Raw genomic sequence first — 17,151 nt, forward strand, 5'->3', positions numbered from 1 at the left:
TCTGTGGCACGGCGCATGTCGGCGGCAGCGGCTATAGCCGCGCTTAACGCCCGGCCTGCCGGCGCCAATGCCCAGGCGGCGTGCCGACCAGTTGCGAAAAGGTCCGCGTGAAGTGGCTCTGATCCGAGAAGCCGCAAGCAATGGCGATGTCGGACAGCGAGCGGTCCGAGCGCCTCAGGAGTTCGCGCGCTTCTTCGACGCGCCGCTCGAGCAGCCATTGATGCGGCGTGCGATGCGTGGTCTCGCGAAACGCGCGAATGAAGTAGCTGCGCGAGAGGTTGCATGCGGCGGCGATTTCTTCAATGGACACATTGCCTTGCGCTCTCGCAAGCAGCATGTCCTTGGCGCGCGCTTCCTGCCATGCGGACAGACGCCGGCTCACCCGATCCGAACCACGCGCGGGCTCGCCGTAACGATCGAGCAGATGCGTGCCGATCGTCACGCCCAGCTGTTCGACGAAAAGCGGGCTGGCCTTGTGTTGGGCTTGCAGCGTGAGCGCGAGCACCTGGGCGAGATGACCGAGCACCGGGTCCTTGCTGCCGGCTACCGTGGCAATACGCGCGAGGCCGCTGCCGCCGCGCTCATGGCAGGTGTCGCTGACGAACGCGCGCGACAGTTCGATCAGCACGAAGTCGAAGCCGCCGAGCAGCTCGGCGCGATAGTCGTCGGCGAAATTGCGGACGTACACCGAGTCGCGTTCGAACTCGTGCGTAGTCCAGCGATGTTGCGAGTAGATGCGCCGGCGGTGTGCCGTACCAAGCGATACGCCGATCAGAAAGCCGCGGTCGCAGCCGTCGAGCGCAACCGGGTTCGTCTCGCTGCCGCGTGTGCATTTGCGATAGAACCTGAATTCGCCGGTATCGAGCTCGACATCGTGCTGCAACTGACTCGACAGACAGCCAAGCGAGTCCTTGCGACGCGCGGCCGGCTCCAAAGAAGCGCATGAAGCGGCGGATGCAAGGCTTGGGTTCAACATGGTCGTCACCTCGGTTCGTCGCAGCCCCCGACTGCATGCCGCTAATTTACTCGGACATAATTAAATGTAAGTGAATCGTCATTATGCCGGTTAGCCGGCAATTGGGAAATGTGTCTACGCCGCCTGCGCCGTTGCGCGTGGCTTGCGAATGGTGCCCAGGGCGGCCGGTGGGCGCCCCGCCACGAGCCGCTCGTGTGCGAGGCCCGCGCCCGAAGCTTCGGCGCGCGGGCCATGCAGTCTTAGCTCTGCAGGAATTCCAGCAGGTCGGCGTTGACCTTGTCGGCGTGCGTGGTGCACATGCCGTGCGGTGCGCCGGCATACACCTTCAGCGTCGCGTTCTTGAGGATCTTCGCCGACAGGCGGGCCGACGCGTCGATCGGTACGATCTGGTCGTCGTCGCCGTGCAGGATCAGCGTGGGCATGTCCATCTTCTTCAGATCGGGCGTGTAGTCCACCTCGGAGAACTGCTTGACGCATTCATACTGGCCCTTGATCGAGCCGAGCATGCCTTCGCGCCAGAACTCGTCGATCGCGCCTTGCGAGACTTTGGCGTTGGGCCGGTTAAAGCCGTAGAAGGGCACCGCCAGATCCTTGTAGAACTGCGAGCGGTTGGCCGCGACGCTCGCGCGAATGCCGTCGAACACGGACATCGGCAGGCCGTTCGGATGCGCTTCGGTCTTCAGCATGATGGGCGGCACTGCGCCGATCAGCACGGCCTTCGCGACGCGCGAACCGCCGTGGCGGCCAATATAGTGAGCGACTTCGCCGCCGCCCGTGGAGTGGCCGACGAGAGTCGCTTCCTTCAGATCCAGCGCGTCCATCACGGCCGCGAGGTCGTCTGCGTAGGTGTCCATGTCGTTGCCGTGCGACGGCTGGTCCGAGCGGCCGTGGCCGCGGCGGTCATGCGCGATCACGCGATAACCCTTCTGCACGAGGAACAGCATCTGTGCGTCCCAGGCGTCCGCGTCGAGCGGCCAGCCGTGCGAGAAGACGACCGGCTTGCCGGTGCCCCAGTCCTTGAAGAAAATGCGCGTGCCGTCTTTCGTGGTGACCGTGTTCATGGTGTGTCGCTCTCCGTGCTTCGAGTGAGGTGAGTTGCCCGCAGGGCTGCTGGCGCCGGTCGATGCCGCGGCCATCGCGACGCCGGGCGCGGCGAACGCGGCCACTGCCGCGCTTGCGCCGGCTGCAAGCAAGTGGCGGCGATTGGCCGATGGAACTGCGGATGGGTTAGCCAAATCTTTTCTCCGTACCTGTAACGTGATGGTGTGCACCGCTCATGCGCGATGCGTGAGGCGCGATGCGGACGTGATGCGGCATCGCAGGATTGCAGATCCTATGGACGCGAATATTCGCCGTACTTCAGATTGCTTAATTGTTGTTAATGCGGCGCGCGGCAGCCGCCCGTGCACTGCGCGCGCCCAGGCGCGGCCAGCAGGCTCACGCATGGCGTCCGGACTCGAACAGGAACCACACGCGCTGTTCGGCTTCGTCGATCCAGTTTTCGAGCAGGCTCGCGGTGGCCACGTCGCCGTACTCGTCGCACAGCGAATGCGTTTCGCGCATGTAGCCCGCGAGCACGAGGTTGTCCTCGCGCAGCTCGGCGAGCATGTCGGCGGGCGTGACGAACTCTGCGTCGTTATCGGCAATGCGTTGCAGCTTCGTGATGTGCCCGGTCGAGCGCAACGTCCTGCCGCCTATCTTGCGTGCGCGCTCTGCAATCGGGTCGGTGGTCGCGTAGATCTGGCTGGACTGCTCGTCGAGCAGCAGGTGATAGTCGCGGAAGTACGGGCCGGACATATGCCAGTGGAAGTTCTTCGTCTTCAGATACAGCGCGAACACGTCGGCAAGCAGCGTGGTCAAGGCGGCGGCGATGTCGCGCGTCGCGTCTTCGCTCAGGCGCGTGGGCGTCCTGAGCGGCGCCGCGCGGTGCGCCGCGGCCTCTTTTGCGTCTTTCATGGCGAGTCCTTGCAAGTCCTTGTTGAGGAGGGTGAGCGGGCAGCCCGGCTGAGGGTCTGTCTCGCTGCCAGTGTAGGAACGCCGCGCACATAAAGTCCTGCAGAAAAGATGAAAAGTTCTGAGGCGCGGGCGCAGGCGTGCTGCGTCTCCTTCGGGGGACAGGTCTTTTAAGAACTATTAAGGGCTTCGACAAGGACTCGGCAAGACGTCGCCGATAGACTGCCTCCAGTCGATCTGCAAAGCGCGGCCTGCACAGCGCGACCCGCAGGGCGCTCGCAATGCCCGGCTAGCGCAGCCCGCCGGCGCGGCACGTCGTTCATATCAGTCTGCCTGTCCTTTCCCCAACGGAGCCCGTCATGTCCCAGGACCCGTCATCCGGATTCACCCCGGCCGAGGTCGTTTTCTTCAACGGCAAGATCGCCACCCAGGACGACAAGCGTTCGTTCGCGGATTCGCTTGCCGTCGCCAACGGCCGCATTGTCGCCGCGGGCTCGCGCGACGCCGTGATGCGTCACGTGAACGACGCCACGCGCCACGTCGACCTGAAAGGCCGCACGGTCATTCCGGGTCTCAACGACTCGCACCTGCACATCATTCGCGGCGGTCTTAACTTCAACATGGAGTTGCGCTGGGACGGCGTGCCTTCGCTCGCCGATGCGCTCGACATGCTGCGCAAGCAGGTCGAGCGCACGCCGGCGCCGCAGTGGGTTCGCGTGGTGGGCGGATGGAACGAATTCCAGTTCGCCGAGCGGCGCGGTCCGACGCTCGAGGAAATCAACGCGATCGCGCCGGATACGCCGGTGTTCATCCTGCACCTGTACGACAGCGCGCTATTGAATGCCGCGGCACTGCGCGCAGTCGGCTACACGAAAGACACCCCCAACCCGCCGGGCGGCGAAATTCAGCGCGACAAACGCGGCAACCCGACCGGCATGCTGATCGCACGCCCCAACGCGGGCCTGCTGTACGCCACGCTCGCCAAGGGACCGAAGCTCGCACCGGAAGACCAGCGCAATTCCACGCGCCACTTCATGCGCGAGCTGAACCGGCTCGGCGTGACGAGCGCGATCGACGCGGGCGGCGGCTATCAGGCGTATCCGGACGACTACGCGGTCATCATGGACATGGCCAAACGCAACGAGCTGACGGTGCGCATCGCCTACAACCTCTTCACGCAGAATGCGAAGAAAGAGATTGAAGACTTCGCGAAGTGGGTGAAGATGACGAAGCCCGGCGAGGGCGACGATTTTCTGCGCGTGAACGGCGCCGGCGAAATGCTGGTGTTTTCCGCGGCGGATTTCGAGGACTTTCTCGAGCCGCGGCCCGACCTGCCCGACACGCTCGAAGCCGAACTCGAAGCGGTGGTAAGGCTGCTGGTCGCCAATCGCTGGCCGTTCCGTCTGCATGCCACTTACAACGAATCCATCGAGCGCTTCCTGAATGTGTTCGAACGCGTGAACGCCGACATTCCGTTCGACGGTCTGCGCTGGTTCTTCGACCATTGCGAAACCATTACGCAGAAAAACATCGAGCGAATCCGCGCGCTTGGCGGCGGTATCGCGATCCAGCATCGCATGGCCTATCAGGGCGAGTACTTCATCCAGCAATACGGCGAAGAGGCCGTCAGGCACACGCCGCCGATTCGCCAGATGCTTGACGCGGGGCTGCCGGTGGGCGCGGGCACGGACGCAACCCGCGTTGCCAGTTTCAACCCCTTCGTATCGCTGTACTGGATGGTGTCGGGCAAGACCGTCGGCGGCACGGCGATGTACCCGAGCGCGAACCGGCTCGACCGCATGGAGGCGCTGCGCCGCTACACGGTGGGCAGCGCGTGGTTCTCCAGCGAAGAAGACCACAAGGGCGCGCTCATGCCGGGCCACTTCGCGGACTTCGCGGTGCTGAGCGACGACTACTTCACGGTCGACGAAAGCCGCATCAAGTACCTCGAATCGGTGCTGACGGTGGTGGGCGGCAAGGTCGTCTACGCAGCCGACGAGTTCTCGCCGCTCGCGCCGCCCGACTTGCCGGTGAGTCCGTCGTGGTCGCCCGTTGCCGAGTTCGGCGGCTATAGCCGTTACAAGCCGACAGCCATCGCCTGCGCCGACGGCTGCGCGAACCTGTGCGGCGTGCACGCCCATGCGCACGGCTGGGCATGGCGCAAGAACGTACCGGTCAGCGATTCCAACGGCTTCTGGGGCGCGCTCGGCTGCAGCTGTTTCGCGTTCTGACGCGCTGCTTCGGGGTTAGCTCAGGTACTTCAATGCTTCGTCGCTAGCGGGAACCATCATGCCGACTCTGACCGATGGCGTGCTCTATGGGCTCGGCATTCTGGTTCTCGACTTCCTTGCATGGCGCTTCATGGGGCGCCACAGCCGCGCCGCGCGACTCGCGTTGCGCGCGCTGATGTTCGGCCTGTCGAGCTACGTGCTGTTCAGCCACGGCATGAATCCGCTGCGCGAGGCGCCGTGGCCGGGCGAGCCGGTGCGCCATCTGCTCGCGCAGATTCTGGAGGTCGTGTGGTGGCTGCAAGGCGCGCGGCTTCTGACGGTGGCGCTCGACCGCCTGGTGCTGCCCGAAACGTGGCACAAGGAGCGCCTCTTTCAGGACGTGCTCGGCGCGCTGGTGTTTCTGGCGGCCGCGGTCGGCGCGATTGCATTCGTTTTGCAACTGCCGGTGCGCGGGCTGCTCGCCACCTCGGGCGCGGTGGCCGTGGTGCTGGGTCTCGCGATCCAGAGCACGCTGAACGACGTGTTTTCCGGCGTCGTGCTCAACGCGACGCAGCCGTTTCGCATCGGCGACTGGATCACCATCGGCGAAGTGGAAGGCCGCGTGGTGGAGAGCAACTGGCGCGCGACCAGCCTGCTCAACGCGCAGGGCAACATCGTCGTGATTCCGAACAGCGCGGCGGCACGCACGAATATCGTCAATGCGAACCAGCCGATGCACACGCATGGCGTGAGCATGGTGCTGCCGGTCAACCCCACGATTCGCCCCGCCACGGTGCTGCAGGCGCTCGCGCACGCCGCCGCCAGTTCGCCGGAGGTGCTTGCCGAGCCGAAGCCGCTGATCAGCGTAAAGCGCGCGACCAACGATGCAATCGAGTACGAGATTGTCTGCTATGTCGACGCGTGGACCAGGAAGATCGCCGTGCGCAACGATCTGTACGACCTCGCGCACCGTCACCTGTTGTCGCGCGGCGTGGTGTTGCGGCCGTTGTCGGTGGCCGAGCCGCCAGGCGAGCCTTTCGACGAAAAGCGCCGCCTGCTGCGCAACGTGCTGATCTTTCAGACGCTGGACGACGCCGAGATTGCCGAGCTGGCCGCGCAACTCAGGCTGCACGAATTCGATAGCGGCGAAACGATCTACAGCGCTGCCGACGAGGGCGGCCACGAGCTGCACATTCTCGCGCGCGGCGTCGCTAAAGCGGTGGTGCCGAAGGACGGCAGCGAGCTCGAGTTGCGCCGGCTTGCGCCCGGCGACTCGGTGGGCCAGTCGGGGATTCTTGCCGGCGTACGCACCGGCGTGATCGTGCGCGCGCTGACGCGGGCCACGGTGTTCCGGCTCGACAAGGAGGCGCTCACGCCGCTGCTTGCACGGCGGCCGGAAGTGGCGCGCGAAATGTGCCGGCTGCTCTCGGTCCATCACGAAAGCGAAAAGATGCTGCTCGCGCCGGCTGACAGCGGCGAGGCGGGCGGCGGCCTGCTGCAATGGATTCGCGACGGCATGCGGCGTTTTCACGAACTGGCGCTGTGAGCGCGGCCGCCGTGCAGCGCATCTTCGCTTCAGAGTTTTTAAGGCGGCGCCAAGGCTTTTATCGACGGCAATCGGTAGGCTGCGGGGAATTGGGCGATGGGTGGCCGTAGCCGCGAGCCGTGCGTTTTTTCACGGGGTTGGCAGCATAGGCAGCGTTGGCGGCGTTCATGGTGCCGGCGCCGGATTGCGCGACAGGTGAAAGAGTGAAGCGATGTGGGGAACAGGGCCCGCCGGAAAGAGGCCCGCGCGCATCGCAGGCGATGCGTCACACGAAGGAGGTGACATGAAGCAGACCATTGCAGGCATCGCCATGCCCGACAGCGCGATGGCACGCGGCGCGACCGAGCGCATTCGCGCGACGGAGTCCGCGCTGATGTTCCAGCACGCGCGGCGCTCGTTTCTGTTCGGCGCGTTGACGGGCTATCGCGAGAACCTGGTGTTCGACCTGGAGCTGCTGTACGTGGGGGCGATGTTCCACAACGTGGGCTTGAGTGCAGCGCATCGGCTTTCGGCACGCCGCTACGAGGTGGACAGCGCGAACGAGGCACGCGAGTTCATGCGCGAGCACGAGGCAGCGGCAAGCGCGATCGACGAAGTCTGGCTGGCTATCGCGTTGCATACGACGCCGGGCATTCCCGAGCATCTGACGCCGCTCGCGGCGTTGCTTGCCGCAGGCGTGCAGATGGACGTTCGCGGCGCGCGCTACGACGAATTCGCCGCGCAGCAGCGCGACGAGATCGTCGAGGCCTGCCCGCGTGAAGCGGGCTTCAAGAAGCGGCTGCTCGAGGACTACGCCCGTGGCATGGAGCAGCGTCCGGACACGACGTTCGGCACCGTCAATGCCGACGTGCTGGACCGCTGGGACCCGAACTACCGGCGGATGAATTTTTGCGGGCTGGTGCTCGGTTCGGAATGGCCGAACTGAGCCTCGCCCCGATAAGGAGATTGGCATGGGTTACATCGTTTCACTGGGCGTCGGCTTCGGCGTCGGACTGCTCTACTGGCTGCTGAAGGTGCAGTCGCCGGCGCCGCCGCTGATCGCGCTCGCCGGTCTGCTCGGCATGGTGCTGGGCGAACACGCGATACCGGCCGTGAAGGGGCAGCTCTTCACGCAGAACGCGACGGTCCAGAGCGCTGTGTCTTCTCCGGCCGACGCCAAAAAACCGGCGCCTGCAGCTAGCGCCGCGAAAGAGGGCGGTTGAACCGGCGTGCGCAGCCGGCTCGTTCATGCGGCTCGTTCATGTGGCCATTCATGTGGCCATTCATGTGGCTTGCAGGCGGCCCACATGGCGGCCCACATGTGGCTGCGCCGCTCATCTATCCACTTCATCGCACAACCATTCTTTCCACACCATCAGGTCATGCATATGTTCCATCCGGTTTCTGCTTTCCGTCCTGTTGCGGCCCTGTCTGCCGCGCTGCTGATCGGCCTCGCGCCGTTCACCTCTGCTTTCGCCGATGCCGGCCCGCCGGAAGTCGCTAGCGCGAAGACCGCGCTTGCCGCGCGCCATGCGGACGTGTCGGTCGGCCCGCAATACGACACCACGCACGTCTACGTGGCTTCGGCCGATCTCGACGCATTCGTCAACAGCTTTGTCGCGACGTTCGGCGGCAAGGCTTCGCCGCGTGCCGTCTTCACCGTGACGCCGACGCCTAGCCGCACCGCTTCGCAATATGTGCAGACGCCGGTGGGCATGCTCTCGGTGTTCGGCTTCGAAACGCCGGTGCCGTACCCGTTCGGCAACGAGCGCACCGGCTACCTGGTCAGCAACATCGACGACGCGCTCAAGGCCGCGCGCGCGGCGGGCGCGGACGTGCTGGTCGACAGCTTCGACGATCCGATCGGCAAGGACGCGATCATCCAGTGGCCGGGCGGTCTCACAATGCAGCTCTACTGGCACACCAAGGCGCCGAACTACGCGCCGCTGCAAAGCGTGCCGGATAACCGCGTGTACGTGTCGCGCTACGAGGCGGACAACTTCGTGCGCCGCTGGCTGCACTTCTCGCATGGCAAGGTGGTGTCGGACAATCCGCGCGCCGATGCGGGCGTGATTGGCCGTAAAGGCGAGACCATCCGCGAGATCCGGCTGACTTCGGGCTTTGGCCGCATGGTCGTGTTCGTCACCGACGGCAAGCTGCCGTTCCCATTCGGCCGCGAAACCACCGGCTATGCCGTCGACGATGTCGCGCAAACGCTGCAGCGTGCGCAAGCGGCCGGCGCCAAGGTGCTGTACGCGCCGTATGCGACGGCCTCCGGCAAGACCGCAGTGCTCGAATTCCCGGGTGGATACATCGCCGAAGTGCACGATGGCCGCTAAAGCGAGCACGATCAAGGCGCTCTTCGCGGCAGCCACGCGCGCGCCGCGCGCCGCAGCAAGTGTGCGGTCCCGGCGGCCTGCAAGGGCCACGTCGCGCGCCGCATGGCGCACATGGCTCGTGCGCGGCAGCGTGAGCGCCGGCCTCACCGCGGGGCTCGGTGCAGCGCTTCCGGTCATGGCCGCGGACACCGCGCTCGGCAGCGCCGACGACACCGCGGCCGTGAGCGCTCCCGCATCGGCCGCCTCTTGCGCGCGTCCCACGGTGATGTTCAACCGCTGGCAGGAAAACTGGGCGGCGCTTGCCAATCCATGTGTGCCGAAGCGTCCGTTCGACTCGCTCAAGTACATCCCGCTGTTCGGCAATCCCGACGCGTATGTGTCGCTCGGCGTCGTGCTGCGCGAGCGCCTGGAAATGAACGACGCGCCGCTCTTCGGTCTCGGCGCAGCACATGACGATACCTATCTGTTGCAGCGCCTCGAAGTGCACGCCGACGTGCGGCTCGGCCCGCACGTGCAGTTCTTCACGCAATTCGAAGATGCGCGTCCGTTCGGCAAGGACCTCGTCTCGCCAGTCGACAGGAATCCGCTCGACTTGCGCCAGGCGTTTGTCGCCGTGGTCGAGCCACTCGGGCCGGGCGTCGTCAAGTTCCGCATTGGCCGCCAGGAGATGGCGTTCGACCTGCAGCGTTTCATTTCCGTGCGCGACGGCCCGAACGTGCGCCAGGCGTTCGACGCGATCTGGGCCGACTACGAGACCGGTCCGTGGCGCTGGATCGCCTATGCAACGCAGCCGGTCCAGTACCGCTACAACAGCGATTTCGACGATGTGTCGAACCGGCACCTCACGTTCAGCGGCGTGCGCGTGGAGCGCAAGGGCGTCGGCCCCGGCGACGTGTCCGCGTATTACTCGCGCTACAACCGCAGCAACGCGCGCTTTCTCGACGCGGCCGGCGACGAGCACCGCGACGTGTTCGACGCGCGCTATGCCGGCACGCTCGGTCACGCCGACTGGGACGTCGAGGCGATGTACCAGTCGGGGCACGTGGGCGCGAAGACAATCGGCGCATGGGCCGTGGGATCGCTCGCAGGCTATACCTTCGCGAGCGCGCCCTGGACGCCGCGCGTCGGTATCCAGGTGGACGCCGCCTCGGGCGACAGCCATCCGGGCGACGGGCGTGTCGGCACTTTCAACCCGCTGTTTCCGAACGGCTACTACTTCGCGCTCGCCGGCTACACCGGCTACACGAACCTGATCCACGTGAAGCCCACGCTGATCGTCAAGCCCACCAGCAAGCTCTCGCTGCTCGCGGGCGTCGGCCTGCAATGGCGCGAGACGACGGCCGACGCGGTCTATCAGCAGGGCTCGGCGGTCGTGCCGGGCACGGCGGGACGCGGCGGACGCTGGACAGGGTTCTATACACAACTGCGTGCCGATTGGGCGGTCACTGCCAATCTCGCCGCGGCGCTCGAGGCCGTGCACTTCCAGGTCGGCCCGTCGCTGCGCGAACTCGGCGCACGCAATGCGGACTATGTCGGCGCGGAACTGAAGTTCGGCTGGTAGCGGGGATTAGCCGGGCGACACCCAGGCAACAGCCAGGCAACACCCAGGCAATAGCCAGGCAAGAAGCAGTCAGCAAGCAGTCAGCAAGCAGGCAACACCAGGCGGAAAGCGGCCCATGTCGATCGGGGCGGGCAACACATAAGCCGTCATGAATACAGGAGGGTCATCGTAATGAGCACTTCGAGCGTGTCGCCCGACACATCGCAACCGTCCGAGCTGGAGTTTCCGTATTCGTCGCTTGAATACCGGCGTCATCAGATGTTCCCGCGTCTGTCGGCGGCGGAGATTCAAAGCGTGCGGCGTTTCGCGCGGCCGATGAACTTCCGCGCCGGCGAGCTCATCTTCAAGACCGGCGAAGTCGCGCTTGGCCTCTTCGTGCTGTTGCATGGGCGCGTGCGGATTTTCTCGCGCGACAGCTTCGGCCGCTCGACGCTCGTCACCGAGCACGACGACGGGCACTTCATGGCGGAGATGGCGCAACTGTCGGGCAAGCCGGCGTTGATCGACGGGCTCGCGCTCACCGACGTGGAAACGCTCGTGATCGAGCCCGAGCGCCTGCGCGCGCTGATCGTCGCCGACGCTCAACTCGGCGAGCACATCATGCGCGCGCTGATCCTGCGGCGGCTGGGGCTGATCGAGCAGGGGCTCGGGCCGATCATCGTGGGCAACGGCGACGACGCGCGGCTCGTCGGTTTGCAAGGCTTCCTGCGCCGCAATGCGTATCCCGCCACTGTGATCGACGCGCGCTCCGACCCGGAAGCCGTCGCGCTGCTCGGCGGCATGACCACCGGTCCCGCCGATTTTCCGCTGGTGTTCTGCCCCAACGGTCATGTGCTGCGCGCACCGGACGAAGCGCAACTGGCGTCGTGCCTCGGGCTCGTGCCGACCTTCGAACAGTCGCATCGGTACGACGTCGCGATTGTCGGCGCGGGGCCGGCGGGGCTCGCCGCCTCGGTGTATGCGGCGACCGAAGGGCTTTCCGTCGCCGTGTTCGATCAGCGTGCGCCGGGTGGCCAGGCGGGCGCGAGCTCGCGCATCGAGAACTATCTGGGCTTTCCGACCGGCATCTCGGGCCAGGCGCTGGCCGCGCGAGCGTTCCAGCAGGCGCTCAAGTTCGGCGCGCATCTCGCGATTCCGGGCAAGGTCACCGAGGTGCGCCGTCATGACGACATGTTCACGCTCAAGCTCGTCGACGGTCAGCGCATCACCGCGCGCACGGTGGTGGTGGCAAGCGGTGCGGCGTATCGCAAGCCGACGGTGCCCGGCTTCGAGCGCTACGAGGGGCGCGGCACCTACTACTGGGCGTCGACGATCGAAGCGAAGCTCGTCAAGGGGCAGGACATCGTGTTGATCGGCGGCGGCAATTCGGCTGGGCAGGCGGTAGTTTTTCTCGCCAACTTCGCGCGCAGCATCCGCCTTCTGATTCGCGGTCGCGATCTGAACGCGAGCATGTCGAAGTATCTGATCGACCGGATCGGCTCGCTGCCCAATGTGTCGCTGTGCACGGGCTGCACGCTGAGCGCGCTCGAAGGCGACGAAGCGGGCCTCACGCAGGTGCACGTGCGTCACCTGCAAAGCGGCGAGGACGAAGTAGTGGCCACGCGGCATCTGTTTCTCTTTATCGGCGCCGATCCGAAGACCGATTGGCTAGCGGCAAGCGGCGTGGAGCTCGACAATCGCGGCTTTGTCGTGACGGGCGCGGCAAGAAGCGGACAGGACGTGGCCGCGGCCGGCGTGCGCTATCCGCTCGAAACGAGTGTGCCTGGCATGTTCGCGGTCGGCGACGTGCGCTCCGACTCGGCCAAACGCGTGGCCGCGGCGGTGGGCGACGGCGCGGCGGTCGTCGCGCAGATTCATGCGTATTTGAGCCAGTCGACCACGGTGGCGGCCAACTCTTGATGGAGCGGAAGATGAAATCGTTTCGACGCGGTTCGACTCTGCATGCGGCCGCGCGTTGCATGCTGATGCTCGGCGCGGTCATGAGCATGTTGAGCAGTGCGGCATTCGCGGCCGCGCCGCAAATGAAGTATCAGGGACCGGGCTTTTACCGGCTCATGCTCGGCAAGTTCGAAGTGACGGCGCTGCTTGACGGCACGCATCCGTTTCCGATCGACACGGTGGTCGAGGACGTGTCCAGGGACGAGATCGCGCGGGACCTCGCGCGCGATTTTCTGAGTGCACCGGTGCAAGGCTCGATCAACGCGTTTCTGATCAACACCGGCACAAAGCTGATCCTGATCGATAGCGGAGCAGGCGTGCTATATGGCGACTGCTGCGGCAAGCTGCTCGCGAATTTGCGCGCGGCCGGCTATCGGCCCGAGCAGATCGACGAGGTGTTGCTCACGCATCTGCACAAGGATCATGTGGGCGGCATCGTCGCGAACGGCGCGCCGGCGTTTCCAAATGCGATCTTGCGCGCAAGCCGGTCCGAAGCCGACTACTGGCTCGATCCGGCCAACAGATCGAAAGCGCCGGACTTTCTCGGCACCTTCTTCGACGCCGCACGTGCGAGCATCGCGCCGTATGCAGCCGCGGGCCGCTTCAAACCGTTCGATGGCGACGTGGAGCTCGACGCGGGCATCCGTGCACTCGCGCTGCCTGGGCACACGCCGGGCCACACCGGCTATCTGGTGGAAAGCGGTGGGCAGCATCTGCTCGTGTGGGGCGACATCGTGCATGTCGCTGCGATCCAGTTGCAGAACCCGACAGCGTCGGTCGAATACGATAGCGACGCCGCCGCTGCGCAAGCTTCGCGGCGCCGCGCGCTCGAACTCGCCGCCGACCAGCGCTACCTGATCGGCGCCGCGCACATCGCGTTCCCCGGCCTTGGGCACATCCGCAAAAACGGTGCGGCTTACGACTGGGTGCCGGTCAACTACGAGGCCGCGCCCGGCCCATGACGCAGCGTTGCGCGGCGAGCAGCCCCGCATGCTAGCGCACGGCCGCGTGGCCAACTTTCGAGGAGAATCGCGATGCAGATCGAACCCCGCGCCCGGCCCCGCACGCATGCAGCGAGGAACGAAGCGGGCGGGCGCCATGAACGATGCCGGGCGACCCGTGGCAAAGAGGAAAGCGGGCAGATTCATGAGCATGACCATGAGCGTGAGCCTCGGCACGAAAGCAGCCGCGCGTTAGTGTGGAATCACGTGATCGAGCGGCTCGTGGCCGGCTATCGTTACGACATCGAGGCGAGGGCATATCGCGCCGTGCCGCTTACGCGCGAGGCCGCCAGCGGTCCGTCGCGGCACCGCCAGGTCGAAGTGATCGAGCGTCTGTCGGACACCTCGATTGCGGTGCTCTGGCAGGACGCCACGCTGTGCCGCTATGCGGACCAGGTGTGGATCAGTTGCCGCGCGCGACTGAAGGGCCGCTGCGCATTGAGCGGCGCGACTATCCGCCGGAACGATCCGATCTACAAGCCGCGCGTGCGCAGCGCGGTGCCGGTCAATGCCGCTGCGATGATTCTGGCCTCGGTGGTCGACGTCGAGCATCCGCTCGCTCAATACAAAAATTTTGAACGATAGGTTCAGTTTTTTCCGCGCATGCGTAATTGCGGTTAGTCTAGACTTCGGGGACTCATTGCCGGGCCGCTATTGCCCGGCTGCATCGTCATCCCACGTGTTCTGGATACCGCCTCATGATCCGCATCGGCCCGCTACAGGTGGACCTGGCCAGTCGGGAACTGGTCGTCGATGGCCAACCCGTGCGCATCGGCAGCCGCGCCTTCGACATGCTCGCCGTTCTGATCGCCGCAAAAGGCGAACTGGTTTCGAAGAACGATATGTTGAAGCAGGTGTGGCCCGACACCATAGTCGAAGAGAACAACTTGCAGGTTCACATGTCCGCGCTGCGCAAGGTGCTCGGCGAGAGCCGCGGACTCATACAGACCGTCTCGGGACGAGGCTACCGACTTGTCGCGCGGCAATGGCCGCCGTCGCCTGAGAGCGGCAACGCGTCCGCCGGGACTGGCCGCGATGATCACGCGGTCGATCAGCCACGAAGCGCCCCCGCTGCGATTACCCACAACCTGCCCGCCAGTTTTTCGCCGCTGATCGGCCGCGACGACGCGCTGCGCGACGTCGCGCACGCGCTCGCGTCCGCGCGTCACGTCACGCTGCTCGGCGCGGGCGGCATCGGCAAGACGCGCCTCGCGGTCGAAGTCGCGCGGAGCCTCGTCGCGCAGTATCCGGACGGTGTCTACCTGATCCCGCTTGCGTCGACTTCGGACGCAAACAGCGTGCTTGCCATGTTCGCCGCGAGCGTGGGCGTGAGCAAGGCGAGCGGCCCGCTCACGCTCAAGCGGGTCAGCAGCGAGTGGGGCGAACGGCGCGTGCTGTGCGTGCTCGACAACTGCGAGCACGTGCTCGGGCCGGCCGCCGAACTGGCCGAAGCACTCCTGAACGCAGGCCCGGGCGTGCGTGTGCTGGCAACGAGCCGCGAGCCGCTGCGCGTGGCAGAAGAACATCTCTATTGGGTCGCTTCACTCGACGTGCCTGCGCAGGACGACCCAAGCCAGCAAATGCTCGCATGCAGCGCGGTGCAGCTGTTTCTGTCACGCGCCCGCGCCATGGACGCCCGCCTTTCGTCGGACGAGCGCAGCATTCAACTCACCGGCACCGTATGCCGCCGGCTCGACGGCATACCGCTTGCCATCGAACTTGCGGCGGCACGCGCGGCGACGCTCGGCATAGAAACGCTCACCGCTCATCTGGACGACCGCCTGAACATGCTGACCGGCGGCAACCGCACGGCGCTGCCGCGGCATCAGACGCTCAAGGCCACGCTCGACTGGAGCTACGGCCTGCTCGACGACGCCGAACGCACGACGCTGCGCCGGCTCGGCATCTTCGTGAACAGCTTTTCGATGGACGCCGCGCTTGCCGTGCTCGCCAACGACGGCTTGAACGAAGCGCAGGTGATCGCGGCGCTGTCGGGCCTCGTCGAAAAGTCGCTGGTGGTCGCGCGCGTGGGCAGCGGCACGGCGAGCTATCGGCTGCTCGAAACGACGCGCGCCTACGCGCTGCAAAAGCTCGACGACAACGGCGAGCGGCGCGCCGTCACGCTGAATCACGCGCGCTACTTCGCGGGACTGGTCGAGCGCCAGATGTCGCCGCAAACGCGTGCCGCGCAGACCGACGCCGACGGCTGGCATGTACGCATGCGCGACTGGCTCGACGACCTGCGCGTGGCGCTTGGCTGGGCGCTCTCGTCAAAAGGCGACGACGCGCTCGCGGAAAAGCTCGCGGTCAAAGTGGTCGCGCTGCTGTACGAACTGTCACTCGTGGATGAATGCTGTGCGTGGGCACGCCGTGCGCTCGAACGCGTCGCGCAAACGCATGGGGCGTCCGGGTCGGCGCGGCATTTGCGGGTGCGTATGCAACTGCTCGCGGCACTCGGCGCGGCGCTCGTCTACGTGAATGGACCGAATCGCGAAACGCTGGCGGTATGGGCTGAGGTGCTCGCGCTTGCCATCGCGCTCGGCGACCGCGCCTTCGAAGCACGCGCGTTATGGGGCATGTGGAATGCGAGCCAGTCCTCCGGTTCGGCGCGCAACGCGCTTGCATTTGCGCATCGCTTCGCGTCGCTCGCGGCACAAACGGGCGACGCCAGCAACGGCATTCTTGCTTCGCGGCTTCTCGGCATAGCGTGGCATTACGCGGGGAATCAGCAACAGGCGCGCGCGTCGCTCGAACGCTTTCTGCTGCAATCGGATACGCTGCAACACGGCTTGCCGTTGGGCCAGTCCGTCGATCAGGGCGTGGTGGGACGCGCGACGCTGGCGCGGCTGCTTTGGTTGCAGGGCTCGCGCAACGAAGCGCTCGACCTCGCGCAAGCCTGCGTCGTAAGTGCGTGCGCGCAGGACCAGTCCATCGTGACCTGCTACGTGCTGGTCGAAGCGGAGATTCCGCTCGCGTTGCTCTCCGGCATGCGCGAGCGTGCGGCGGCAGGCATCGCGTTGCTGCGCGATGTGTCCGCGCGCACGGGCCTTGGCGTATCACAGGCGTGTGCACGCTGTTTCGACGAATACCTGCGCTCGCTCGACGACGTGCGGCCCGAGCGCCTCGCCGCCTATCGCGTCGCACTGGATGAACTGGACGCGCTGGAATACGGCGCGCAACGCGCGTTGCTGGTGGCGCAATACGCGCTCGCGTTAGCCCGCGCAGATCGACGGGAAGAGGCCATCGCAGCGGTGACGCGCGCACTGAACCAATGCGACGAAAGCGGCGACCACTGGTATGTGGTCGAACTTCGGCGCGTGCATGCCGAGCTGCTGTTGCTCGACGACGCCCACACTCCCGCAGGCAGCGATAACGCAACGGATGCGCAGGCGTGTCTGAGCGCGGCGATGGAGGAGTCTCTTGCGCAAGGCTGCGCTTCGTTGCAGTTGCGAGTAGCGACGAGCCTCGGCAGGCTCTGGTGCGCGCAAGGGCGCGCCGACGAAGCGGCCCGTCTGCTGGAATCCGCATGCGCAAAAGTGAGCGAAGGACGCGAGTTCGACGATTTCAACGCGGCTGCACAACTGCTCGAAGCCGCACGGTCTGCGTCGGCCGCGATGCGGCGCTGTGCGCAGGGGCAGGGGCAGGGGC

13 protein-coding genes are annotated in these 17,151 nt (G+C 65.9%); 10 read left to right on the forward strand and 3 right to left on the reverse strand.

Going from position 1 to position 17,151, the window contains the following annotated elements; genetic code table 11:
- Positions 1 to 43 precede the first annotated feature (43 nt).
- The 3 genes from JNB89_RS20270 to JNB89_RS20280 all read right to left on the reverse strand — a co-directional run bounded on the left by JNB89_RS20270 (position 44) and on the right by JNB89_RS20280 (position 2,932).
- Positions 44 to 976 (reverse strand): helix-turn-helix transcriptional regulator, encoded by a 933-nt coding sequence (locus tag JNB89_RS20270; protein WP_013339366.1) that lies wholly within the window; start codon positions 974 to 976, stop codon positions 44 to 46.
- Positions 977 to 1,215: 239 nt separating this feature from the next.
- Positions 1,216 to 2,037, reverse strand: coding sequence for an alpha/beta fold hydrolase (locus JNB89_RS20275; RefSeq protein WP_220363394.1), 822 nt, complete (start codon positions 2,035 to 2,037; stop codon positions 1,216 to 1,218).
- Between the two features lie 376 nt (positions 2,038 to 2,413).
- On the reverse strand, positions 2,414 to 2,932 hold the full coding sequence (locus JNB89_RS20280; protein WP_135895547.1) for a Dps family protein: 519 nt from the start codon (positions 2,930 to 2,932) through the stop codon (positions 2,414 to 2,416).
- A gap of 356 nt (positions 2,933 to 3,288) precedes the next feature.
- Here JNB89_RS20280 and JNB89_RS20285 point away from each other — a divergent pair, with 356 nt between their 5' ends.
- From JNB89_RS20285 to JNB89_RS20330, 10 genes are all read left to right on the forward strand, one after another.
- Positions 3,289 to 5,160: an amidohydrolase gene (locus JNB89_RS20285; RefSeq protein WP_220363395.1), complete on the forward strand. Its 1,872-nt coding sequence runs from the start codon at positions 3,289 to 3,291 to the stop codon at positions 5,158 to 5,160.
- Between the two features lie 58 nt (positions 5,161 to 5,218).
- Positions 5,219 to 6,685, forward strand: coding sequence for a mechanosensitive ion channel domain-containing protein (locus JNB89_RS20290; protein WP_220363396.1), 1,467 nt, complete (start codon positions 5,219 to 5,221; stop codon positions 6,683 to 6,685).
- Between the two features lie 283 nt (positions 6,686 to 6,968).
- Positions 6,969 to 7,610, forward strand: coding sequence for a phosphohydrolase (locus JNB89_RS20295; protein ID WP_220363397.1), 642 nt, complete (start codon positions 6,969 to 6,971; stop codon positions 7,608 to 7,610).
- 25 nt (positions 7,611 to 7,635) lie between these two features.
- Positions 7,636 to 7,887, forward strand: coding sequence for a DUF1427 family protein (locus JNB89_RS20300; RefSeq protein ID WP_220363398.1), 252 nt, complete (start codon positions 7,636 to 7,638; stop codon positions 7,885 to 7,887).
- Between the two features lie 165 nt (positions 7,888 to 8,052).
- The gene (locus tag JNB89_RS20305; RefSeq protein ID WP_013339358.1) at positions 8,053 to 9,003 is read left to right on the forward strand and encodes a VOC family protein; all 951 of its coding nucleotides are present in this window, start codon (positions 8,053 to 8,055) and stop codon (positions 9,001 to 9,003) included.
- Positions 8,993 to 10,564 (forward strand): alginate export family protein, encoded by a 1,572-nt coding sequence (locus tag JNB89_RS20310; RefSeq protein WP_223216813.1) that lies wholly within the window; start codon positions 8,993 to 8,995, stop codon positions 10,562 to 10,564. Before JNB89_RS20305 ends, JNB89_RS20310 begins: the two co-directional genes overlap by 11 nt.
- Before the next feature lie 171 nt (positions 10,565 to 10,735).
- Positions 10,736 to 12,463 (forward strand): FAD-dependent oxidoreductase, encoded by a 1,728-nt coding sequence (locus JNB89_RS20315; RefSeq protein ID WP_220363399.1) that lies wholly within the window; start codon positions 10,736 to 10,738, stop codon positions 12,461 to 12,463.
- Between the two features lie 11 nt (positions 12,464 to 12,474).
- Positions 12,475 to 13,464 carry an MBL fold metallo-hydrolase gene (locus tag JNB89_RS20320; protein ID WP_220363400.1) on the forward strand — a complete coding sequence of 330 codons (990 nt, stop codon included), beginning with the start codon at positions 12,475 to 12,477 and terminating at the stop codon, positions 13,462 to 13,464.
- 72 nt (positions 13,465 to 13,536) lie between these two features.
- Positions 13,537 to 14,088, forward strand: a complete 552-nt coding sequence (locus tag JNB89_RS20325; RefSeq protein WP_220363401.1) for a DUF3331 domain-containing protein — start codon at positions 13,537 to 13,539, stop codon at positions 14,086 to 14,088.
- 113 nt (positions 14,089 to 14,201) lie between these two features.
- Positions 14,202 to 17,151, forward strand: a 2,950-nt coding sequence (locus tag JNB89_RS20330) for a winged helix-turn-helix domain-containing protein (protein ID WP_220363402.1), incomplete at its 3' end; no start/stop codon positions are given.

This window comes from Paraburkholderia phenoliruptrix, from assembly GCF_019511605.1.
Taxonomy (GTDB): Bacteria; Pseudomonadota; Gammaproteobacteria; order Burkholderiales; family Burkholderiaceae; genus Paraburkholderia; species Paraburkholderia phenoliruptrix_A.